The following is a 22,276-nucleotide window of genomic DNA, read 5'->3' as shown; positions in this document are numbered from 1 at the left end:
GTGGAGGCAGACTACCTTTTCCGCCCCTATCTCTGGCATCGGTTCGTCTCTTCAGGCTCATATCGACATATTTGTGTAGTCTAACTACCATTCGTTGAGACAGCGACGTGAGAACAGGAGCGAGGAGAGACATGGACGTCCTTGAGCAGGTCACCGAGATCAGCGTCATCCCCGTCGTCGAGATCGAGGATGCGGATTCGGCAGTCCCCCTCGCACGCGCTCTCGCCTCCGGCGGGATCCGCACGATGGAGATCACGCTGCGAACCGACGCGGCTCTGGAGGCGATGCGCAGGGTCTCCGGAGAGGTGGAGGGGTTCCTCGTCGGCGCCGGAAGCATCGTGTCCCCCGAGCAGATCCCGATCGCGGTCGCCGCCGGCGCAGCCTATGGCGTGAGCCCGGGATGGCACCCGCGACTCTCAGACGCCGCCGCCGAGAGCGCTCTTCCCTATGTTCCCGGGGTGGTCACTCCGTCCGAGGTGCTGGACGCGGCCGCGCACGGACACCGCCGCCTGAAGTTCTTCCCGGCCGGGAACTACGGAGGCGGCGCGACGCTGCGCAGCTTCGCGGGCCCGTTCTCCTCGCTCGGCGTGGCCTTCATGCCGACTGGCGGAGTCACCCCGGCGAATCTCTCCGAGTTCCTCAGCCTGCCGAACGTGTTCGCCGTCGGCGGCACCTGGATCGCACCTCGCCCGGCGATCTCCGCGGGCGACTTCACCACCATCGCCCGCACCGCCGCCGAGGCCGCGCGCATCGCCGCGGACCGGTCATGACGCCGACAGGAGCACTCATGCCTCTCACCTTCACCTGGGACACACTCGAGCCCGCACGCAAACCCACCTTCTACTTCATCGGTGTCACGACCGGCAGCTCGTCGATCCGTCGGGTCTTTCCGCTTTGGGCGGAGCATCTGGGTCTGGGAGACGTGGAGATGGTCGGGATCGATCTCGCATTGCACGCTCCCGCCGAGCACTACCGCGCGGTGGTCGACTTCCTCAAGCACGACGAGCTGAGCCTCGGTGCTCTGGTCACCACGCACAAGCTCGACCTCTATGCGGCGGCGAAGGATCTGTTCGACGAGATCGACCCGCTCGCCGAACTGATGGACGAGGTGAGCTGCCTCTCGAAGCGGGACGGGCGTTTCCGCGCCCACGCGAAGGATCCGATCACTGCCGGGCATGCCCTCGACGCCGCCCTTCCGGCCGAGCACTTCCGCCGGGTCGACACCGATGTGATCGTGTTCGGCGCAGGAGGATCGGCGATCGCGATCGACTGGTACCTGTCGCGCCCGGAGCGCGGCGACGATCGCCCCCAGCGGATCGTCGTGACCAACCGCAGCGCCGCCCGCCTGGAGACTCTGCGCCGAGTGCACACCGCATCGGGCACCGACACCGAGCTCGTCACGCGCCTCTGCCCCGTCCCGGCCGACAACGATGCCGTGCTGGCCGAGGCGCCGGCAGGTGCGCTCGTCATCAACGCCACCGGCCTGGGCAAGGACGCGCCCGGCTCGCCCCTCACCGACGAGGGGGTCTTCCCCGGCCACGGGGTCGTGTGGGAGCTCAACTACCGCGGCGACCTCGTGTTCCTCGACCAGGCACGGCGGCAGGCTCCGAGCCGCGGGCTGCGTGTGGTCGACGGCTGGGTGTACTTCATCCATGGCTGGACCCAGGTGATCGCCGAGGTCTTCGACGTCGAGATCCCGCCCTCCGGTCCGTCGTTCGACGCGCTCGTCGCCCTCGCAGAATCGACGCGTTGACATGCGGATCCTTGTCACCCCGCGCTCCATGACCGCTTCCGGGCTCGACGACGCCGCCGACCTGGCGCCCCTGCGCGAACGCGGATGGGAGCTGGTTTCGGGCCCGGCCGGTCGTCTGCCGAACGTCGAGGAGCTCATCGAACTGGTCCCGGGCATCGATGGCTGGCTGTGCGGGGTCGAGCAGGTGCCTGCGACGGTGCTGGACGCGGCCGATCGCCTCCGGGTGATCTCGCGCAACGGGGTGGGGGCGGAGAACCTCGATCTGGATTCCGCACGAGCCCACGGCGTCGCGGTCGAGCTCGCGCGCGGTGCGAACTCGCGCGGCGTCGCGGAGCTCAGCGTCGCGCTCATGCTGTCCGCACTGCGCGACATCCCTGCCGCGGATCGCGCGCTCCACGACGGACGATGGGCACGCAGTCTGGGGCGGGAGCTCGCGGACAGAACGGTCGGCATCGTCGGTTTTGGAGCGATCGGACGTCTCGTGGCCCGGATCGTGCTCGCCTTCGGAGCGAACGTTCTCGCCTACGACCCGTTCGCCACGATCGATATGGCGGGCGTCGACGGTGTCGAGCTCGACGACCTCTTCGCGGAATGCGATGTCATCACGCTCCATGCGCCTCCGCGCGCCGACGGCCGCCCGCTCGTCGACGCCACGCTGCTCGGATCGCTCCGCCCGCAGACCGTGCTCGTGAACACCGCCCGCAGCGCCCTGGTCGACCCCGAGGCCGTTCTCGCCGCGCTGGAGGACGGTGCGCTGCGCGCCTATGCGGTCGATGCGTTCGACCAGGAGCCGCCGGTGCTCGACGCACTGCTCTCGCACCCCCGAGTGATCCTCACTCCGCATGTCGGCGGCTACACCGATGCCAGCGTGCGCCGTGCGACCGAGCAGGCGGTCACGAACCTCATCACCGCGCTGACGGCCGACACGGCTCCCGCGGCGCGATCCCTCTCATGAAGGCCGTCCATTTCGGCGCGGGGAACATCGGACGAGGTCTGATCGGCCTCGTGCTGCATCGCGGCGGGTACGAGATCGTCTTCTGCGATGTCGCCCGCACGCTCATCGAACAGGTCCGTTCCGCGGGAAGCTACACAGTGCACGAGGCCGGCCCCGGCGGCGTCGACACGGTGGTGACGGGCTTCCGCGCGATCGACAGCGCGGAGGATCCGCGCGCCGTGGTGGCGGAGATCGAGACCGCGGATGTCGTGACGACGTCCGTGGGTCCGACAGCCCTGGCGGCTGTCGCGCCGCTGATCGCGGCGGGGCTCCGTACCAGACCGGGCGCTCTGCCGCCCCTTCAGGTCATGGCGTGCGAGAACGCGATCGGAGCCACCGACAAGCTGCGCCGCGCGATCGCCGACCTCGAAGGAGCACAAGCGGAGCTGCAGAACGCGGTGTTCGCCAACACGGCGATCGATCGTCTGGTGCCCTCCCAGCCGGGCGACGGCGCCGTCGACGTCGTCGTCGAGCCGTTCTTCGAGTGGACGATCGAAAGCGCCCCATTCGGCGACGATCCGCCGAACCTGCCGGGCGCCGGTTTCGTGGACGACCTCGCCCCGTACATCGAGCGCAAGCTCTACACGGTCAACACGGGGCACGCGACGGCCGCCTACTTCGGAGCGCTCATCGGCGCGGCCGACGTCCGCGCTGCGTTGCAGGATCCGTCGATCTCCGCACGCGTCTCGGATGTCATGGCGCAGACCTCTGCCATGCTGGCCCGCAAGCACGGATGGGACCCGGAGGAGCTCGCGACGTACCGCGCCCGGATCCTCGAGCGGTTCCACAACCCGCTGCTCCTGCCGGATCCGGTGATGCGCGTCGGCCGCGAGCCCTTGCGCAAGCTGTCCCGTCACGAACGCCTGATCGGCCCGGCCGCCGCCGCCGTCGAGTTCGGTCTCCCGGTGGATGCACTGGTTGCGGCGATCGGAGCCGCGTTCGCCTTCGACGACCCCCGCGATCCGCAGTCCATGCGCTTGCAGGACATGCTGCGCTCATCGCGTGCCGACGAGGTGGTCGAGTCCGTGACAGGGCTCCACGAAGGACATCCCCTCTTCGCCTCGGTCCTCGCGCAGGTCGCGTCGAGGCAGGCGGTGCTGTCGGACTGACCGCCGCCCGGGAGCTACTGCCGGGGAGTCTCGGCGGCCGGCAGCGTCACGACGAACGTCGCGCCCGTGCCCGGCCCGACCGCGATCGTGCCGCCGTGCGCTTCGACCACGGCGAGCGCGATCGCCATGCCGAGTCCCGTGCCGCCCCCACCGTCGCGGGACCGCGAGGTCTCACCGCGGGCGAACCGCTCGAACACGCTCTCCCGCACGCTCTCCGGGAGTCCGGGACCGTCATCGGCGACCGTGAGGCGCACCGCCCCGGCCGCGTCCCCGGTGCGCACCTCGTCGAGCCGCACCTGCACCGTGGTGCCGTCCGGCGTGTGCTGTCGCGCATTGCCGAGCAGGTTGTCGAGCACGCGGCGCAGATCCCCGGCGTCGCCGCGCACGAGCGCCGGATCCTCTCCGAGCTCCATGACCCAGGTGTGCGCCGGACCGGCGAGGCGCGCCGCGAGCACCGCCTCGGCGACGAGGAGCCGCAGGTCGAGGTCGTCCTGCACGAGCTCGGGCAGCGCGTCGAGGCGGGCCAGCAGGAGGAGCTGATCGATGAGCGCCCCCATCCGCACCCCCTCCCCGTCGATGAGGGCGGCGTTCCCGCGCACCTCCGCCTCCTCGGCGTCCGGGCGACCGGACAGCTGCGCATAGGCGCGGATCGTGGCCAGCGGGGTGCGCAGCTCGTGACTGGCGTCGGCGACGAACCGGCGCATCGTCGACTCGCTCGCCTCGCGCTGGGTGAGGGCGAGCTCGACGTGGTCGAGCATGTCGTTGAGCGCCGTGCCGACCTGGCCCACCTCGCTCGTCGAGGCGATGTCGCCGGCGTCCACGCGCTCGGCCAGGCGCACCTCGCCGCGGTCCAGCGGCACGGCGGTCACAGCCGCGGCGGTGTGCGCGACGCGACGCAGGGGCCGCAGCGCGCGGCCCATCGCCACGGCGGCCGCCGCGACGGCCAGCACGATGCAGACGATGCCCACGAGGGTCACCACGAGCAGCAGCCGCCCCGTCGCCGCCGACACCAGGTCGAGCGGCAGCGCGGTCACCACCGCGACGCCGGAGGGCGTGGTCCGCGACGCCACCCGGTAGGAGCCGAGCGAGCCGCCGAGGTCGACGGTCACCGGTGCGGTCCGGTCGGCGGATCCGGTGGGAAGGTGCGCGGCGAGGATCTTCTGCTGGGCGGATGTGAGGTCGTGGCGCTTCCCGTCGACCGAGATCCAGCCGCCGAGCTCGAACACCCCGTCCCGGAAGACGGCGGTGATCGTCCCCCCGGACTGGCCGGGGGCGCCCACGACCTCATCGCGGCTGGGACGCGGCGACGGCGGCGTCGGGCCCGGCGTCGCCGTCGTGGATCCGGGCGGGCGGCCGGCGATGTCGGCCCCGCGCGCGGCGGCGCCGTTGAGGCGCGCATCGACCTGGCCCAGCATGTAGTCGTGCAGCGACACCACGGCGACCACGCCGACGACGATGCTCACCGCGGCGACGAGGGCCGACGCGATGAGCACCACCTGCAGGCTAAGACTGCGCGGTCGCCTCATGCCCCTCCCCCGGGAGCGGACGCATCGGCGACGCGGAGGACGTAGCCGACCAGCCGCACGGTCTCCAGGCTCAGCGCCGTCGACGGCACGAGCTTGCGACGCAGGCTCGACACGTACACCTCGACCACGTTCGACTCGGTGCCGAAGTCGTACCCCCAGACCGCCTCGAGGATCTGAGGCCGGCGCAGCACCTTGCCCGCGTTGTTCGCGAGCAGGAGCAGCAGCTCGAACTCGGTGGGCGTGAGCTCGAGCGGGGACCCTGCGAGCTCGGCGGTGGCGGCGGCCTTGTCCACGGACAGGTCGCCGACCTGCAGCTGCGCGTCCGCCGGGCGTCCGATCGCCGCCGCCGTGCGGGCCAGCACCCGCACCCGCGCCTGCAGCTCGGCGATCGCGAAGGGCTTGGTGAGGTAGTCGTCGCCGCCCGCGCGCAGCCCGGCGATCCGGTCGTCGTGGCCGTCCAGCGCGGTGAGGAACAGCACCCGGATCTCGGGCCGGATCGCGCGGATCCGCTCGAGCGTGTCGAGTCCGTCGATGTCGGGCATCATGATGTCGAGCACGACCACGTCGGGCTGGAACTCCCGCACCGCGATGAGCGCGCTGCGCCCGCGGTGCTCCACGCGCACCTCCCACCCGTCCGTGCGGAGCGAATCGCCGACGGCCGCGGCGAGCGCGCGCTCGTCGTCGACCACGAGCGCCCGCGCCGGGGTGCCGTCCGCGCGCACGATGGGCGGCAGCCCGAGCGGCATCGAGGCGGTCGCGCCGGACTCGGTCGTGATGTCGGCCATGATCTGCTCCCCTCGTCGTCAATTCTGCGCGGTCAGGTCGTAGACCGTCACGCCGCCGACCGACTCGGCCGCGAAGTGGGCCTCGACCCACTGCTGGATCTGGGTCGCGACCTTGCTGCCGGTGCTCGATCCGCCCATCATGCCGCCTCCGGCGATGAAGTAGTGGATCTTCCCGCTCGCCACGTACTGCTGGAACTGCGCGAGGGTCGGGGACGGGTCGCTGCCGTTGAACCCGCCGAGGGGCATGACCGCGTACCCGGTGCCGAGCTGATAGCCCGCCGCCGTCTGCGATCCGACCGATGCCGCGACCCAGGTGTAGCGGGAGGCGTCGGCGGAGAGCAGCGTCTTGAGCTCGGCGCTCACCGTGGAGGCCTCGAGCAGCCCGCCCGCTCCCCCGGCGGGGCCCGCCCCGGTGCCGGTGCCGCCGGTGGGGCCGGTGCCCATACCGCCGTTCGCGCCCGTCGCCCCGCCCGGGCCGCCCTGCGCGCCGGCCGCGCCGCCACCCGGGCCGCCGAAGCCTCGGCCGACCCCGGGGAAGCCGCCGCGGAAGCCCCCGCCCATCGTGCCCTGCACCGACGGGCCGGCGGTGACGATGGATCCGGAATGCGCCGCTCCGACGGTCTCCAGCGTGTACGCCGCCGGGGCGAGCAGCGCGCCGGTGAGCAGCGCCGAGGCGGTCGCCGCGGTGAGGATCCGCGAGCGCGGCGGCACGAGGACGAGCAGCGCCGCGGCGGCCGAGACCGCGAGCACGACGACCTTCAGCCACGGCAGCCACGAGCTCGCGCGCTCCAGCAGCGCCCACGCCCAGGCGGCGGTGACGATCGCCGAGACGGCGAGCAGGATGCGCACCCACAGCCGGTCGCGGTGGCGGAAGACCACGGTCCCCGTGGTGCCGATCAGCCCCGCGAGCGGTGCCGCCAGCGCGACGGTGTAGTACGCGTGGAAGATCCCCGCCATGAAGCTGAAGGCGAGCAGCGTCACCAGCAGCCATGCCGCGAACGTCACGATCGCGATTCGCCGCGCATCGCGGCGCGGGGCCCTTCCGATGAGCACGAGCGCTCCCGTCAGCAGCAGGAGCGCGGCCGGGATCAGCCACGAGATCTGCCCGCCGATCTCGTCCTGGAACAGGCGGAACAGCCCCGTGGACCCCCACATGCCGCCTCCCGCTCCGCCGCCGCCGACGCTGCCCGTCTCGTTCCCGGTGAGGCGTCCGAGGCCGTTGTAGCCGAAGGTCAGCTCGAGGAAGCTGTTCGTCTGCGAGCCTCCGATGTAGGGGCGGGCCGAGGCGGGGACGAGCTCGACCACGGCGACCCACCACCCCGCCGACACGATCACGGCGCCGAGCGCGGCGAGCAGATGCCCGATCCGCTTCAGGATCGGAGCCCCGGCGAACACGACGTAGACACACGCGAGCACCGGGAGGACGAGGAACGCCTGCAGCTGCTTCGTGAGGAAGCCGAAGCCGACGGCGACGCCGGCGAGCAGCAGCCAGCGCAGCTGCGCCCGGTCGATCGCCCTCAGGGTGAGGGCGACCGCGGCGGTGAGCAGCAGGAGCAGCAGCGCGTCCGGGTTGTTGAAGCGGAACATCAGCGCCACGACCGGGGTGAGGGCGAACACGCCCGTCGTGACGAGGGCCGCCGCCGCGCCGAACCGCCGGCGCACCGTGAACAGGAGGATCGCGGCCGTGGCGACGCCCATCAGGGCCTGCGGCACGAGGATGCTCCACGAGCTGAGGCCGAACACGCGTGCCGACAGCTCCATCACCCACAGGCTCGCCGGCGGCTTGTCGACCGTGATCGAGTTGCCCGCGTCGCTGGATCCGTAGAAGAACGCCACCCAGTTCTGCGTCCCGGCCTGCACGGCGGCGGAGTAGAAGGCGTTCGCCCAGCCGCTCGCCGCGAGGTTCCACAGATAGAGGATCCCGGTGAGCAGGAGCGCGCCGACGTATGCGGGGGCCTCCCAGCGGGCTCGGGCGATCGTTCCCGGCACCTCATCGGCGACCGCGGGGCGCGCACCGGTCGGAGGGTGGACGGGCAGAGCTGGCGCGACGGCCACGGATGCGTTCATGAGCGGTTCGCCTCCTGAGTGAGCACGGTGAGGTGGTGACGGGTGGACAGCGGCTCGACGGGCTCGGGCGGATCGTGCCGGCGTGCGGCGCCGCGGAACACCCAGAGCCGCAGCAGCGCGAAGCGCAGCAGCGTGGCGACGAGGTTCGCGAGGGTGAGCACGCCGACCTCGGCGAACGGGCCGGGATGCGGATCCGCGGCGTGCAGCAGCATCAGGGATCCGCCGGTCAGCGCCCAGGCGATGCCGAAGACGATCAGCCCCTGGAGATGATGGGTCGTCGCACCCGTGCGGCCCCGGATGCCGAAGGTGAAGCGCCGGTTGGCCGCCGTGTTGGCGATGGCGGTGAGCAGCAGCGCGAGGAAGTTCGCCCCCTGCGCGGGAAACGGCACCTGGAGCACGAGATAGGTCAGCGCGTACGCGATCGTGGAGAGCGCACCGATGACCCCGAAGCGGACGAGCTGGGTGATCAGCGGGGTCTTCGGCTGCGCGAAGGGGTGGCGTCCGATGTCGCGATAGACGTCGTCGACCGGGATGCGCCCGGCGACGAGCCCTCGCCCGACGCGCACCAGGCCCTTCAGATCGGCGGTCGCGGTCGAGACGATGTCGACAGAGCTGTGCGGGTCGTCGATCCAGTCGACCGGGACCTCGTGGATCCGCAGCCCCGCGCGCTCGGCGAGGATCAGCAGCTCGGTGTCGAAGAACCAGCCGGTGTCCTCCACGAGAGGCAGCAGGCGGTGCGCGACATCGGCGCGGATGGCCTTGAACCCGCACTGCGCATCGCTGAACCGCACCCCGAAGGCCCCGCGCAGCAGCAGGTTGTAGGAGCGCGAGACGAACTCGCGCTTGCCGCCGCGCACGATGCGCGAGGCGCTCGCCAGGCGGGACCCGATCGCGAGATCCGAGTGGCCGCTGAGCAGCGGGGCGACGAGCGGACGCAGGGCGCGCAGGTCCGTGGAGAGGTCCTCGTCGAGATAGACGAGGACCGCCGCCGGAGACTCCGACCACACGGCCTTCAGCGCCCTGCCCCGTCCCTTCTCCGTGAGGTGCACCGCGACCACGCCGCTCAGCCGCGCGGCGAGCGCATCGGCGAGCTCGGCTGTGCCGTCGGTGCTCGCGTTGTCGGCGATCGTGATCCGCCAGGACGCCGGTTCCTCGGCGCGCAGGTGCTCGTGCAGCAGCGCGATGCACTGCTCGAGCGTGTCCCGCTCGTTGTGCACGGGGACGACGACATCGAGGTCGAGAGCCGGATCCTGGTTCATGGGATCCATGCTCGGAAGCTCCCCGGGACGGGCGCTTTGGCACCGCTATGCGATGGCTAAGGACCCGGGCCGCTCAAGCCGGCGCCGGCAGCGCGCGCCTGCTCCTCGAGGTCAGCACGACAGCCAGCGCGATCAGAGCGGGGGCGCCGCCGGCGAGCAGGAACGTGATCTCGCCGCCGAGCGCGTGCACGGCCCAGCCCGCCGCGAGCGCGCCCGCCGCCTGCATGCCCGTCATGCACGCGACGTAGAGGGACACCACCCGCCCGCGGATCGCGCCGTTGGCCGAGAGCTGCGTGAGCGAATCGTTCCCGATCATGAACGCCGTCCGCATCAGCATCGACGCGACCAGTCCGACGACGAAGAGCCCGGCGAAGGGCGCGAGACCGGAGCACGCCCAGACCAGCCCCGAGCCCGCGAGCAGCAGCGCGCTGTCGCGGAGCCGCAGCTGTCGCCGGCGGGCGGCCAGCAGACTGCCCAGCAGAGCACCCACCGCCGACGCCGTCTGGAACAGGGTGTAGCCGAGGGTGCCGAGGCCATAGCGCTCGTTCGCCGCCCAGGCCATGAGGATCGAGGCCGTGAGCGCGAAGAACGCGAGCGACGAGATCAGCAGCAGCGCCGTGCGGATCTCCGGCTTGCGCTGCACGTAGCGGATGGCCTCGCGGATCTGTCCCCGCCGGGCGGCGACCTTGATCGCGGGCTGCAGCGCGGAGCGCCGGATCCCGAGCAGCATCACGATGCCCGCGAGCGGCCCGACCGGCGCCGCCACGAGCGCCCATCCGGATCCGATGATCGCGACGAGGCCGGCCGTGAGCAGGGCGCCGAGTATTCCGGCGAGCTGCTGCACGGCGGCGTTCAGACTCATCGCGTTGGGCAGCGCGCGGGTGCCGACGACCTGCACGAGCAGCACCGCGCGAGCCGGCGCCTCGAACGCCGCCGCGACGCCGAGCAGGAGCGAGGAGGCGACGATCAGCGGCACGCCCGCCGTGCCGAGGATCGCCGGCACGCCCAGGCACAGCGCCGACAGCACCACGACGAGCTGGGTCAGCACGACCGTCTGGCGGGGTGCGAATCGGTCGCTGAGCACGCCTCCCCACGGTCCGAGGACGATCGACGGCAGCAGCTGCGACGCGACGACCAGAGCGACGAGGCCGACGTCGCCGGTGAGCTCGATCATCAGCGAGTCCGTGGCCAGCCGCGCCAGCCATCCCGCCGCGGAGGTCGCCGCGAGGCCGGCGAAGTAGAGCCGGAAGTTCGCCTCGCGCAGCGTCGCGAAGGTCGCGCGGAAGGTCGGTCGGGTCGCGAGCACCGGCAGCGGCTCGGTGATCGGATGATCCACGCCCGACACAGAAGACATGACCTCAACGGTACGGAGGATCGCACGATCACTCACGATAATGAGGGACATAACTGTTATCGGATCCGTGAATGAGCAGGATCCCACAGGGACGGGAGCCCGCATGCTCGAGCCGGATCTGCTGCGCTGCTTCGTCGCCGTGGCGGAGAACCGCAGCTTCTCGGAGGCCGGGCGGCAGCTCGGAATCAGCCAGCCCACGGTCAGTCAGCGGGTGCGGCGGCTCGAAGAGCAGACCGGCCGCTCGCTCATCGCCCGGGACACCCACAGCGTCGCCCTCACCGACGGCGGCGAGGCGATGCTGGCGTTCGCCCGTCGCACCCTCGCGGTGCTCGATGAGGCGCAGGCGTACTTCTCCGGCCCCGCCGAACGGGCGACGGTCCGCTTCGGCACGGCGGACGACCTCGCCCTCACGCATCTTCCCGGGATCCTGCGTGACTTCCGCCGGAAGAATCCGCACATCGACGTGGAGATCACCGTCGGCCAGTCGGCGGCCGTCGCCCGGCGCCTGCGCGCGGGCGCACTCGACCTCGTCTACGTGCGACAGGAGCCGGGCATCGCCGAGGGCAGGGTGGTCCGGCGGGAGCAGCTGATCTGGGGCGCGCACCCGTCGCTGCGACTCGATCCGGGCGAGGTGGTGCCCCTCGTGACGTATCCCCGGCCGAGCCACTCGCGCGCCGCCGCGGTCACCGCGCTCGAGGCCGCGGGACGACGCTGGAAGGCGACGTGCACGGTCCGCGACATCACCGGGATCCTCGCGGGGGTCAGGGCGGGCCTGGGCGTCGCCGTCTTCCCCGGCGGGATGATGCCCCCGGACCTGGTGCGCGCCGACGCCGCGCTGGGACTGCCGCATCTCGACACGCTCGACTTCGCCCTCATCGACGACCCCGCCGCACCGCGGGCGCCGATCGAGGCGCTGAGCACCGCCATCATCGACTCGCACACCCGCGAGGCACGCCAGCTCCCGGGCGCCTCCGAGGGCTGAGGGGGACGAGAGCCGACGCCGCTCCCCCGGCGCGCCGGGCCGACGCTACGCTGACAGCGTGCGGATCCAGCCGATCGACCTCGTGGACGTGCTCGTCTATCTCGTCGTGCTCGGCGTCTTCGTCCAGCTCTTCCCCGCGGTGATCTCGGAGAGCTTCCTGCTCTCCCTGCTCACGGCGGTGCTGCTCAAGATCGTCCTGGAGATCGTGTTGCGGATCAAGAACGCCGTGATCCGGCGGATCCGCTCGGGACCGACCGTCGCGGCCCGCGTCGTCGCGGTGATCACGCTCCTGCTCATCATGCCGGGCAGCAAGTTCGCGGTGCTCGAGCTCACCGCGCTCCTGTTCGGCGACGCCGTGCGGCTGGGCGGCTTCTTCTCGGTGACGGCGCTGATCGTGGTGCTCATGCTCGCCCGGGGCGGGATGCGCCGGCTGCTGCGCACGCCGGCCTGAGAGCCGGATCCGGAGACGAAGAAGCCCCCTCCGAAGAGGGGGCTTCCGTACTGTCTCAACACAGTGTGCGCCTGGAGGGACTCGAACCCCCAACCTTCTGATCCGTAGTCAGATGCTCTATCCATTGAGCTACAGGCGCATCCGGTCTTTCACAAGACCGCCCGCTCTCGCGGGCCTCGTCAACAATACCCCAGACGCGGGCCGGAACGCGAATCGAGCGCTCTCCGAGCGGATCGCCCGGGCGTGGCGCACCTCAGCGCAGCTGCTTGGCGGCGCGCTTCTCCTCGCGCTCCGCCGCCTTCGCGGCGGCCTTGCCCGCCTTCTCCACCGCCTTGTCGGCCTTCTCGCGGTTCTTCTTCCTGGCGCGCTGATCCGACGCCAGCGCCTGCAGATCGACCAGGCGCAGGGCCTGCATCCGCGCTTCGCGCATGGTCTCGTAGTCGGGATCCTCGTCCGGACGCATCGCCTCGACGGAGAGCCTGCTCTGCAGGTTTCCCGCCACGTCGCTCCACGCCGCGGCGCGCGCCGCCTCGACCAGGAACCGCAGCGCCTCGGGATCGTCGGCCATCTCGCGCAGCCGGTCGGCCACGGCGGAGGACTGCTTGGCCCGCTTCTTCAGATTGCGCACGTCGCGATCGCGATAGTCGTGGGTGCCGTGGGGATCCGAGTACCGGCCATGAGCGCGCTTGCGCATCGTGTTGGCGAGGTCGGCCGCCTCCTCCGCCTCGGTCGCGAGGGCGAGCAGCGCCTCGTGCGCGTCGTTCATGTACTTGGCGACGTCGAACGAGCCGCCCTGAGCGATCGTGCCCACGAGGATGTGGTTCTTGACGGTCAGACGGGCGGCGGACGTGGCGATCGCCACGCCCTCGGCGATGGCGTCAGCGCTCTTTCCCACTCCGACCTCCTCCTCCCTTCGAGCGTACCGGTTCCCGTTCCGCAAGAGCAGGGCCATGGGGCAGGATGGGAACAGTGTTTGCGCCCACCCGACGCATGCGACGACGCAGGCGAGGGCGCAGCCCGTAGGAGGAGCGTTGCCCGTTCTCGACCCATCAGGCCGCAGCGGTGCGATCACCGGCGCCGCCAACGGCATCGGCGCCGAAGTCGCGCGCGCCCTCGCGCGCCGCGGCGCCCGTCTCGCGCTCATCGACCGCGACCGCGCGGGCCTGCAGCAACTTGCCGACGAACTGCGCACGACCGGGGCCGACGTGTCGGTGCACCCGCTCGATCTGCGCGATGACGACGCGGTGGCCGCCGCGGGCGCGGAGATCGAGGCGGCGCACCCCGAACTGCAGACGCTCGTCACCTGCGCCGGGTCCTCGATGCTCGGCTCCCTCGACCAGCTCACGATGGAGGAGATGCGCTGGCTGATGGACATCAACCTCTGGGGCACGGTGTCGATCACCAAGGCGCTCCTGCCGTCGTTGCGGCGCGCACCGGCGGCGCACGTCACCCACATCGCGAGCATCTACGCGCTCGCCTCCCCGGGCGGGCGGATCCCGTACGCGATGTCGAAGTTCGCCGTGCGCGCCTTCTCCGAGGCACTCATGCACGAGCTCGAGGGCTCGTCGGTCACGGTGGGCGCCGTCTATCCCGCCGGCGTCCGCACCGGCATCATCCTGCACGGACGCTACGCGGCCGCGATCGATCCGGGGGTCGCCGGCCGCGCCGCCGCCGCCCAGGCATCGATGTACCACATGGAGCCCGCCGAGGCGGCCGAGCGCATCGTCCGCGCGACCCTGCAGCGCCGTCCGCGCACCCTGATCGGGCGGGAGACCCGCCTGGTCGACGCCCTGGTGCGGCTGGCCCCGGTGCGCTACTGGGGTCCGATGCGGAACCCGCTGCGCGAGGCGATCGACACCACCACCCCGATGTCGCCCCGCTGACCGGACGCGCTCATTCCCCGGCGACGGGGACGCCGTCCGCCGGGGAGATGTCGCGCACGGCGACGACCTCGTCGCCGGAGCTGCGCTCGCGCCCTGCGGCCGCCCTCTCGCGGATCGCGACGGTCTCCCTGTCGTACTCGACGAGCTTGCGCAGCGCGTTCGCGGTGCCCGCCCGCAGGTGACGCTGGACGCGCAGGCGCAGGGTGGCCGTGTCCCGCGCCGCGAACGACTCGAAGATGCGCGCATGGTCCTCGGCCATCGCCAGGAGGTCGTCATGCTCCCGGAACAGCAGCAGGAGCCGCCCGCGCATCATCCCGAGGATCTCGTTGACCGTCGCGTTCTCGGCGAGCTCGGCCATGATCAGGTGGAACTCCGCCCCCGCCGTGTGCGCCGCCGCAGCGTCGCCGATGCCCGCGGCCGCGAACTCGCGGTCCAGCGCCGCCTCGACCTTGGCCAGGCCGTCGGAATCGTGACGCAGGGCGGCGATCTCGAACACGAGGACCTCGAGCACGTCCCGCACCTGCGCGATGTCGCGCACATCCGCTTCGGTGAACTGCCGCACCACCGCCCACGATCGCGAACGGGCGGTGAGCAGTCCTTCGCTGAGCAGCTGGCGGATCGCCTCCCGCACCGGCAGCCGGCTCACCGCGAGCTCATCGGCGATGTCGCGCTCGATCAGGCGATCGCCGGAGCGGCGCTGCCCCGACAGGATCGAGTCGCGCAGCAGTCGCACCACCCTCGCCGATTCCAGTTCGACGCTCGCCGCGTTCCCCATGGGGACATTGTGGCACCGTCGCCGAATGCCGCAAGGTGCCGGGCCGAGTCCGCCGAGAAGCAGGGGCGGGGCGCCGCGCTCCCGCGACACCCCGCCCCTGCGTTCACCGTCCGGTCGGAACGCCGTGCGAATCGAGCCAGTCCAGCACCTGCTGCACGGCCCCCTGGGCCGGCAGCGCGGCGTCGACGACGAAGCCGGCCTCGTCGGGGCCCAGCGGTTCCAGGGTCTCCAGCTGCGAGTCCAGCAGCGAGGCCGGCATGAAGTGCCCGAGCCGGCGGCCGAGGCGCTCGGCGAGATCGTGCCGGGTGCCCTCCAGGTGCACGAACTCGACGCCGGGGAGCGCCAGGATGTCCCGGTAGCTGCGGCGCAGGGCCGAGCAGGTGACGATCCCGGACTCGCCCGCCGCGATCCGGGCCGAGATCCAGTCGCGGATCAGCGCGAGCCAGGGCCAGCGGTCGTCGTCGGTGAGCGGGATCCCCGCCTCCATCTTCGCGACGTTCGCCGCGGGGTGCAGATCGTCGCCCTCCTGCAGCGCCCAGCCCAGCCGCCCGGCCAGGAGCCCCGCGAGGGTGCTCTTGCCGGACCCGGACACCCCCATCACCACGAGGATCCTCGGTGTCGTCTTCGTCGTCATGATCCGCTCCCCGCTCAGCCGACGAACACGCCGATGAGCATCGCGCCGGCGAGGCCGACCACGGAGATCAGGCACTCCATGACCGTCCAGGACTTGAGCGTCTGCGGGATGCTGAGGCCGAAGTACTCCTTGATGAGCCAGAACCCGGCGTCGTTGACGTGCGAGAGGAAGACGGATCCGGCGCCGATCGCGAGCACCAGCAGCGCGGAGCCGGCGGACGACAGGCCGAGGTCGTGCACGAGCGGCTGCAGGATGCCGGCGGCCGTGATCGTGGCGACCGTGGCGGATCCGGTGGCGATGCGGATCAGCACCGCGACGAGCCATGCGAAGAACAGCACGATCGGCAGGGATCCGCCGATCCCCGAGATCGCGTGGGCGATGACCGTGCCGATCGTGGAGTCGACGAGCACCTGCTTGAAACCGCCGCCGGCGCCCACGATGAGCAGGATCCCGGCGATCGCCGGAAGCGAGGACGAGACCGAGGCGCCGACCTGGCCGGCGCTCATGCCGCCGCCGCGGCCCAGCACGACCATGCCGACGAGCACGGCGATGAGCAGCGCGATCATCGGCTTGCCGAGGAAGTCGACGATGCCCTTGAACGCCGAGGTGTCGTTCGGCGCGACGATGTCGACGATCGCGGACAGCAGCATGAGGAACACCGGAAGCAGGATGCTGAACAGCGTCGCACCGAAGCTCGGGCGCTTGCGGGCCTGGACCGCCGCGGTGTCGCCGGGCTGCGCCTCGTCCTCCGCGGTCTGGAACAGCGCGGGCACCGGCACATCCACCCAGCGGGCGGCGAGACGGCCGAACAGCGGGCCGGCGATGATGACGGTGGGGATCGCGATGAGCACGCCGAAGGCGAGCGTGAGGCCGAGGTTGGCGCCGATCAGGCTGATCGCGGCGAGGGGGCCGGGGTGCGGGGGCACCAGGCCGTGCATCGCGGAGAGGCCGGCGAGGGTGGGGATCGCGATCTTGATGAGCGACACCCCGGAGCGGCGCGCGACCAGGATGATCACGGGCACGAGCAGCACGAGTCCGACCTCGAAGAACATCGGCAGGCCGATGAGGGCGCCGACGAGGCCCATCACCCAGGGCAGGGCCGCGGTGCTCGCCCGCGAGATCAGGGTGTCCACGACGCGGTCCGCCCCGCCGGAGTCGGCGAGGAGCTTGCCGTAGATCGCACCGAGGGCGATGAGTACGCCGACGCCGCCGGCGGTCGAGCCGAAGCCGTTGGAGAAGCTCGTGACCGTCTGCGTCGCGGACATGCCGGCGACGAGGCCGGTGACGATCGCGCCGATCACGAGGGAGAGGAACGGATGCAGTTTCACCCAGGTGATGAGCACCACGATCGTCGCGATGCCCACCAGGGCGGCGAGGATGAGCACCCCCTCGGGGGCGGTGGTCGTGGGCGGCACCGGGTCGGCGGCGGAGACGAGGGCTCCAGGAACGGACGCGAGCAGAGTCGACATGGCCATGAGCTTCCTTGGTCTGGCGGAGGATTTCGCCTCAGCGTACGGGATAAGTAGGACTTAATCAAGAGTCTTGCTGAAATATGCCCTGTTTCCTCGGAGACATCGGATCTTTTGCCCGACGAACGCCATAATGGGAGGCATGAGTGAGGGAACCCGCGAGGCCGCCTCCGCGCAGCACCACCGGCTGCTCGACACGATCGGCATGCGCATCGTGGAGGGCGAGCTGCCGCAGGGCACGCGACTGCTGACCGCCGACGTCGCCGCCGAGCTCGGCGTCTCCCGCTCCGCCATGCGCGAGGTGGTGCGCGTGCTCGAGACCATGGGCATGGTCGAGGTGCGGCGCCGCGCGGGCGTCGAGGTGCTGCCCGTCGAGCGCTGGAGCGCCTACGCCCCCGAGGTGCTGCGCTGGCGACTCGACGGATCCAATCGGCTGCGCGCCCTGCACGAGCTGAGCCAGCTGCGCTCTGCGATCGAGCCGCTCGCGGCCCGGCTCGCCGCGACCCAGGCGGATCCCGCGCAGCGCGCCGCCCTCGTGAAGGCCGTGCTCGGCATGGTCGAGCACGGCGACCGCGCCGACGAGTCCGCCTACCTGCAGCATGACGTCGACTTCCACGCCGCCGTGCTGAGCGGCTCCCGCAACCCGTACCTCGCCGGGCTCGCCGAGGTGGTCGCCGCACTCCTGCACGGCCGGACCGCGCATGCGCTCATGCCCCGGCAGGCGGACGAGACGGCCCTGCGCCTGCACCAGGACGTCGCCGCCGCGATCACCGCCCGCGATCCCGACGCGGCGGCTGCGGCGATGGCCGCGATCGTCGCCGAGGCCGACGACGCCGTCGGGGCGATGGCCTCACCCGGCCACCGGCCCTCGGATCGCCGAGACGTCGGAGCGCCTTCTTCATCGGGCTGATAGCCGCTCGCCAGCGCCCGCCTACCCGCGGGCGCGCATAATCGAGCCATGACCAGAGCGGCCGGCACCACGCAGCACCGCGCGCCGAGCGCGCTGCCGCGACTGCTCGCCGCCCCGGTCCGGGGCGTGCGCCGGGTGCGCCGGCCCGCGACGTCGGCCGCGCCGGCCTTCGACGTCGCCTACGTGCGCAGCGGCCCGCACGCGGACGTCCCGATCGTCGTGATCCCCGGCGGCCCCGGGCTGGGCTCCGTGCTCCCCTACCGCCGCTTCCGGCGCGAGGCCGCGCAGCGCGGCCTCGACGTCATCATGATGGAGCACCGCGGCGTCGGGCTCTCCCGGGCCGACCTGGACGGGCGCAGCCTGCCTCTGTCGGCGATGCACGTCGTCGACGTCGTCGACGACCTGGCGGCGGCGCTGGATCAGGAGGGCGTCTCCCGCGCCTTCATCAGCGGCTCCTCCTACGGCAGCTACGTGGCCGCGGCCTTCGGGGCGCGCCATCCGGAGCGTGTCGCCGGCATGCTCCTCGACTCTGCCCTGCAGTCCGTCGCGGATCGCGACGCCGAGCGGGCGATGATCCGCGGCCTGTTCGTCGAGGCGGACACGCGGATCGCCGCCTCGGTGCGCGAGCTGCTCGAGGACGGATCGGATCCGCGCCTCCTGCTCGGGGTGCTCCGCGCGGCCTACGAGCTCGGCGGCACCGAACTGCTCGAGCCCCTGCTGCGGCAGCGGCTCCACGGGGCGCATCGGACGGGCCGCGGCGATCGCGCGGGCCGGGGCGGCTCGGGGCATGCCTCGGTGTGGGCGGCGCTGGAGGCGTACGTCGACAAGGCGGAATCGGAGGCCCACGTCCCCGGGTTCTACGAGTTCGACCTCGTCGGTGCGATCGCCTTCCGCGAGCTCGGCTTCGGCCCGGATCCCGACGGCTCCCCCCTCGACCCCTCGCTCACCTACGCACCCGTGGCGGATCGCTTCCCGCGCTTCGCCGGCGAGCCGTTCGACCTGCCGTCCGCGGCCGCGGGCTTCGACTGGCCGACGGTGCTGCTCATCGGCACCCGCGACCTGCGCACGCCGGCCGCGGTCGCGCAGCGCGTCGCCGAGACGGCGCCCGACACGGTGCTCGTCGAGATCGACAACGGGCACAGCGCGCTGGAGTCCCACCCGCTCGCGCTGCTGCACGCACTGCAGCGCCTGAGCCGCGGCGAACAGCGCCGGCTCCCCGACGAGAGCGCGCTGATGAGCGCCCTGCCCCGGCGCGGGCTGGTGGCGGGACTGCCCCGGCTGCTCCACGCGGGCACCCGCTGGGAGGCCGCGCTGCGCTCGTGACCCGATCCGGAGGGGCAGGAATGGATCCCAGGTCCATTCGGTTGCATACAACGTGCCCGCATCCCGCTCCGACCTGCTCTCCGCCGACACCGCGATGGGCGCGGTGACGCTGCTCGTCGCCGACCTCGACGCCATGACCGCCTACTACCGCGACGCCGTGACGCTGCGCGTGCTCTCGGCCGACGGCGACCGGGTCGTGCTGGGCCGCGACACGACGCCGGTGGTGATCCTGGAGCACAGCCCCGCCCTGAAGCACGCGGCACCGCGTTCGGCCGGGCTGTTCCACACCGCGATCCTCTTCGAATCGCCGCGGGCCCTCGCCGCCGCGCTGTACTCGGTCGCCCGGCGTGCGCCGGGCACGTTCACCGGCAGCGCCGACCATCTCGTGAGCCAGGCGTTCTACTTCACCGACCCCGAGGGCAACGGCGTCGAGCTGTACTGGGATCGCGACCGCACGCAGTGGAGCTGGACGCACGGCCAGGTCGAGATGGACACGCTGTACCTGGATCCGAACGGCTTCCTCGACGAGCACCTCACCGAGGAGGCGACCGCGGATCCGGTGATCGGCGGCGCGGTCGTCGGGCACGTGCACCTCTCGGTGGGCGACGTCGAGTCCGCCCGCGAGTTCTACGTGCGGCGCCTCGGGTTCGAGACCACGGCGGAGCTCGGCGGATCCGCCCTGTTCGTCAGCGCCGGCGGCTACCACCACCACATGGCGATGAACACCTGGAACAGCGCGGGCGCCTCACGGCGCACCCCGGCACTGGGGCTCGGCCGCGTCGAGATCATGCTCCCCGACGCGGACGACATCGGATCCGTCGCAGAGCGCATGGAGCACTACGGCGTCGCGATGCGCGACGACGGCCGTTCGCTCGCGTTCGAAGACCCCTGGGCGAACGAGATCCGGCTCACGACCCCGGGCTGACCCGCCGCCGGGGGCGATCGCCCCGGATCAGCCGTCGAGGCGCACCGCCGAGATCGCCCCGTCCGGCCACGTCACGCACACCGTGACCGCGTCGTCCGATGCGGGCACGATCGCCGCGCTCGGAACGGGGTCCTCCCCGCGCCCCAGGCGCACCGCCGCCAGGACGACGTCGCCCTCGGCGACCCCGGCCACGTCCACGCGGGGAATGGTGACGACCTCCCCGATCGGCGAGGTGCCGGTCTCGACGTGCACCGACGCGGCCGACCGCGCGATCGTCGAATCGTCTCCGGCGGAGGGCAGGATCCGCAGCTCCGAGCGCAGGCCGTCGAGCTCGGCCGCCACCGCTCCCGCCTCGATCTCCGCCGTCGCGGCGGTCGCCCCGGCCAGCGGCCACCCGCTCAGCCGCAGCGCGACCGGCTGCGCGGACGCGCCGCTGCGGGCGAGACGCCGGGTCGCACGCACCTCCCAGGAGCCGCGCACGACGCTCGCGGTCGCGAGCAGGGGGCCGTCGGTGACCAGGCCCGCGCGTCCCGCCCCGTGGTCGTACGCCGGCCCGCCGACGCTCGAGTCCACCCAGTGCGCGTCGGCCACGGAAACGGCGTAGGCCGCCGTCCCGTCGTCGCCGATCGTCCCGCGCGCGAAACCCGTGCGGTGCGTCGAACGTCCCGCCGCATCGAGCGCCCCCACCATGCTGTCGGCCGGGTCGTCGATCGTCGCCCCGGTGAGCGGCGGGAGCGTCGCGCTGGAGTACCCGAATCGGCCGTAGAGTGCCGAGTCGCCCGTGCGATCGCCCTCGAGGGCGTGATCGGAGCCGTGGTTGATCACCCGCACGATGCCGTCCGAGACCGTGCCGCTGACGATCCAGCCCGCCGCCCGGATCACCCGGCGCACGTCGCCCTGCTCGATCGGCAGCGGCTCCTCGACCGCGGTCCACACCGGGTGGTCGGCCGGCAGCAGCAGCCCGAGGAAGCCCTTCGACGCCCAGTAGGGCGACCCCGCGCCGGAGTAGCTCTGCGCCATCGCCGGCCATTCGCCGAACAGGCCCATCGTGAGCAGCCCCCGCTCGCCGATCGCCCCGCGTTCGACGAAAGCACGCAGCTCGCCCGAGGCCGCGCGGCGCAGCAAGCCCGGAGACTGCCGCGCGGCGCCCGACAGAGCGCCCATCCACAGCGGCGCCGCGGTCGCGAACCGGTAGATGAGGCTGCGTCCCTGCAGCACCGGCATGCCGTCCGCCCCGATGAGCGCGACGTAGTCGTCGAGGAAGTCGGCCACCCGGGAGCGGAACACCGGCGCGAGGGCTCCGGATCCGAACGCGGCCGAACCCTCGGATCCGGCCCACAGCAGCGGGTAGAGGTGCATCGCCCAGCCGCAGTAGTAGTCGTAGTTGCGCAGAGCACCGTCGGCCCACCAGCCGTTGGTCTGGAAGTAGTCCTCGATGCGGGCGAGATCGGCCGCGATCCGGTCGGGATCGTGCGGCCCGTCGACGGAGGCGAGGAACGTCTCGACCGTGATCCGGAACCACAGCCAGTTGTTGTCGGGGTACCCGCGCACCGGATTCAGCGCGAGCCAGTCCACGATGCGCTGCTGCGCCGCCGCGTCGAGGGCGTCCCACAGCCAGGGGCGCGTGAGCTGCAGCCCGAGGGCGATGGAGGCCGCCTCGACCTGGGCCTGCGGCTGCGCGGCGGGCAGGATCCACCGCTCCGGATTCGCCGGATCCGTGCCGGCGACGAGTCCGTCCCGGTACCAGTCCAGGAAGCCGTGCGGGTCGGTGCCGCGCTCGCCGGCGAACCGGAACGCGAACAGCAGGAACGATCGCGCGAAGCCCTCCAGGCCATCGCTGTCGGCGCCGCTGCTGCTGGTCGGACCGGGCAGCCGCACCTGACTGCGCGTCGGCGTGAAGTACGGCCGCAGCGACAGCAGCAGATGGTCTGCCACGGCCGCCCAGTGCGCGCGGGTCCAGCCGGTGTGCGGCGACAGGACGCGGTCCTCCGGGGGCAGCACGGGACGGGCGGGGTCGAAGTCGGTCACCCGCTCAGGGTATACGCTTTCCCACGCACCACGGCAGGCGAGAGAACGG

Annotated in this window: 20 protein-coding genes and 1 tRNA gene; 10 read left to right on the top strand and 11 right to left on the bottom strand. The window is 72.0% G+C overall.

Going from position 1 to position 22,276, the window contains the following annotated elements; translation table 11 throughout:
* The first annotated feature begins 131 nt into the window (after positions 1 to 131).
* Genes eda through WFJ01_RS17135 form a run of 4 tightly spaced genes read left to right on the top strand, consistent with a single transcriptional unit; the run spans position 132 to position 3,856 of the window.
* Positions 132 to 770: a bifunctional 4-hydroxy-2-oxoglutarate aldolase/2-dehydro-3-deoxy-phosphogluconate aldolase gene (eda, locus tag WFJ01_RS17150; RefSeq protein WP_292886539.1), complete on the top strand. Its 639-nt coding sequence runs from the start codon at positions 132 to 134 to the stop codon at positions 768 to 770.
* 17 nt (positions 771 to 787) lie between these two features.
* Complete coding sequence (locus WFJ01_RS17145) at positions 788 to 1,753, top strand: shikimate dehydrogenase family protein (protein ID WP_336629810.1); 966 nt, start codon at positions 788 to 790, stop codon at positions 1,751 to 1,753.
* 1 nt (position 1,754) lies between these two features.
* Complete coding sequence (locus WFJ01_RS17140) at positions 1,755 to 2,708, top strand: phosphoglycerate dehydrogenase (RefSeq protein ID WP_292886545.1); 954 nt, start codon at positions 1,755 to 1,757, stop codon at positions 2,706 to 2,708.
* The gene (locus WFJ01_RS17135) at positions 2,705 to 3,856 is read left to right on the top strand and encodes a mannitol-1-phosphate 5-dehydrogenase (protein WP_336629809.1); all 1,152 of its coding nucleotides are present in this window, start codon (positions 2,705 to 2,707) and stop codon (positions 3,854 to 3,856) included. The genes WFJ01_RS17140 and WFJ01_RS17135 overlap by 4 nt, the downstream gene beginning before the upstream one ends.
* A 14-nt stretch (positions 3,857 to 3,870) precedes the next feature.
* On the opposite strand, the gene WFJ01_RS17130 is transcribed toward WFJ01_RS17135, so the two are convergent.
* The 5 genes from WFJ01_RS17130 to WFJ01_RS17110 all read right to left on the bottom strand — a co-directional run bounded on the left by WFJ01_RS17130 (position 3,871) and on the right by WFJ01_RS17110 (position 10,847).
* Entirely contained in the window at positions 3,871 to 5,382 is a 1,512-nt protein-coding gene (locus WFJ01_RS17130; protein ID WP_336629808.1) for a sensor histidine kinase, read from the bottom strand.
* Entirely contained in the window at positions 5,379 to 6,167 is a 789-nt protein-coding gene (locus WFJ01_RS17125) for a response regulator transcription factor (protein WP_336629807.1), read from the bottom strand. The genes WFJ01_RS17130 and WFJ01_RS17125 overlap by 4 nt, the downstream gene beginning before the upstream one ends.
* A gap of 18 nt (positions 6,168 to 6,185) precedes the next feature.
* Entirely contained in the window at positions 6,186 to 8,234 is a 2,049-nt protein-coding gene (locus WFJ01_RS17120; protein WP_336629806.1) for a glycosyltransferase family 39 protein, read from the bottom strand.
* Positions 8,231 to 9,502, bottom strand: coding sequence for a bifunctional glycosyltransferase family 2/GtrA family protein (locus tag WFJ01_RS17115; protein ID WP_336629805.1), 1,272 nt, complete (start codon positions 9,500 to 9,502; stop codon positions 8,231 to 8,233). Before WFJ01_RS17115 ends, WFJ01_RS17120 begins: the two co-directional genes overlap by 4 nt.
* Before the next feature lie 64 nt (positions 9,503 to 9,566).
* On the bottom strand, positions 9,567 to 10,847 hold the full coding sequence (locus WFJ01_RS17110; protein WP_295034785.1) for an MFS transporter: 1,281 nt from the start codon (positions 10,845 to 10,847) through the stop codon (positions 9,567 to 9,569).
* A 103-nt stretch (positions 10,848 to 10,950) separates the two neighbouring features.
* Between WFJ01_RS17110 and WFJ01_RS17105 the strand changes: the two genes are divergently transcribed.
* Both WFJ01_RS17105 and WFJ01_RS17100 read left to right on the top strand, forming a co-directional pair.
* Complete coding sequence (locus WFJ01_RS17105) at positions 10,951 to 11,829, top strand: LysR family transcriptional regulator (RefSeq protein WP_251439116.1); 879 nt, start codon at positions 10,951 to 10,953, stop codon at positions 11,827 to 11,829.
* A gap of 58 nt (positions 11,830 to 11,887) precedes the next feature.
* Positions 11,888 to 12,280: a hypothetical protein gene (locus tag WFJ01_RS17100; protein ID WP_292886565.1), complete on the top strand. Its 393-nt coding sequence runs from the start codon at positions 11,888 to 11,890 to the stop codon at positions 12,278 to 12,280.
* 66 nt (positions 12,281 to 12,346) lie between these two features.
* On the opposite strand, the gene WFJ01_RS17095 is transcribed toward WFJ01_RS17100, so the two are convergent.
* Both WFJ01_RS17095 and WFJ01_RS17090 read right to left on the bottom strand, forming a co-directional pair.
* A tRNA-Arg gene (locus WFJ01_RS17095) sits at positions 12,347 to 12,419 on the bottom strand.
* Between the two features lie 114 nt (positions 12,420 to 12,533).
* Positions 12,534 to 13,175 carry an asparagine synthase gene (locus WFJ01_RS17090; RefSeq protein ID WP_251439178.1) on the bottom strand — a complete coding sequence of 214 codons (642 nt, stop codon included), beginning with the start codon at positions 13,173 to 13,175 and terminating at the stop codon, positions 12,534 to 12,536.
* Between the two features lie 136 nt (positions 13,176 to 13,311).
* On the opposite strand from WFJ01_RS17090, the gene WFJ01_RS17085 reads away from it, so the two are divergent.
* Positions 13,312 to 14,163 carry an SDR family NAD(P)-dependent oxidoreductase gene (locus WFJ01_RS17085; protein WP_251439180.1) on the top strand — a complete coding sequence of 284 codons (852 nt, stop codon included), beginning with the start codon at positions 13,312 to 13,314 and terminating at the stop codon, positions 14,161 to 14,163.
* 10 nt (positions 14,164 to 14,173) lie between these two features.
* On the opposite strand, the gene WFJ01_RS17080 is transcribed toward WFJ01_RS17085, so the two are convergent.
* From WFJ01_RS17080 to WFJ01_RS17070, 3 genes are all read right to left on the bottom strand, one after another.
* Positions 14,174 to 14,938, bottom strand: a complete 765-nt coding sequence (locus WFJ01_RS17080; RefSeq protein WP_336629804.1) for a GntR family transcriptional regulator — start codon at positions 14,936 to 14,938, stop codon at positions 14,174 to 14,176.
* Positions 14,939 to 15,041: 103 nt separating this feature from the next.
* Complete coding sequence (locus WFJ01_RS17075) at positions 15,042 to 15,572, bottom strand: gluconokinase (protein WP_336629803.1); 531 nt, start codon at positions 15,570 to 15,572, stop codon at positions 15,042 to 15,044.
* Positions 15,573 to 15,586: 14 nt separating this feature from the next.
* Complete coding sequence (locus tag WFJ01_RS17070) at positions 15,587 to 17,047, bottom strand: GntP family permease (RefSeq protein WP_251439187.1); 1,461 nt, start codon at positions 17,045 to 17,047, stop codon at positions 15,587 to 15,589.
* Between the two features lie 136 nt (positions 17,048 to 17,183).
* Here WFJ01_RS17070 and WFJ01_RS17065 point away from each other — a divergent pair, with 136 nt between their 5' ends.
* The 3 genes from WFJ01_RS17065 to WFJ01_RS17055 all read left to right on the top strand — a co-directional run bounded on the left by WFJ01_RS17065 (position 17,184) and on the right by WFJ01_RS17055 (position 20,199).
* Positions 17,184 to 17,951: a FadR/GntR family transcriptional regulator gene (locus WFJ01_RS17065; RefSeq protein WP_336629802.1), complete on the top strand. Its 768-nt coding sequence runs from the start codon at positions 17,184 to 17,186 to the stop codon at positions 17,949 to 17,951.
* Positions 17,952 to 17,999: 48 nt separating this feature from the next.
* Positions 18,000 to 19,274: an alpha/beta fold hydrolase gene (locus WFJ01_RS17060; RefSeq protein WP_336629801.1), complete on the top strand. Its 1,275-nt coding sequence runs from the start codon at positions 18,000 to 18,002 to the stop codon at positions 19,272 to 19,274.
* 94 nt (positions 19,275 to 19,368) lie between these two features.
* Entirely contained in the window at positions 19,369 to 20,199 is an 831-nt protein-coding gene (locus WFJ01_RS17055) for a VOC family protein (protein ID WP_336629822.1), read from the top strand.
* 27 nt (positions 20,200 to 20,226) lie between these two features.
* On the opposite strand, the gene WFJ01_RS17050 is transcribed toward WFJ01_RS17055, so the two are convergent.
* Positions 20,227 to 22,227: a DUF2264 domain-containing protein gene (locus WFJ01_RS17050; RefSeq protein ID WP_336629800.1), complete on the bottom strand. Its 2,001-nt coding sequence runs from the start codon at positions 22,225 to 22,227 to the stop codon at positions 20,227 to 20,229.
* Between the last annotated feature and the right edge of the window lie 49 nt (positions 22,228 to 22,276).

This window comes from Microbacterium sp. MMO-35, assembly GCF_037147555.1.
Taxonomy (GTDB): Bacteria; Actinomycetota; Actinomycetes; order Actinomycetales; family Microbacteriaceae; genus Microbacterium.
This window is presented reverse-complemented; position numbering and strand designations above follow the sequence as displayed.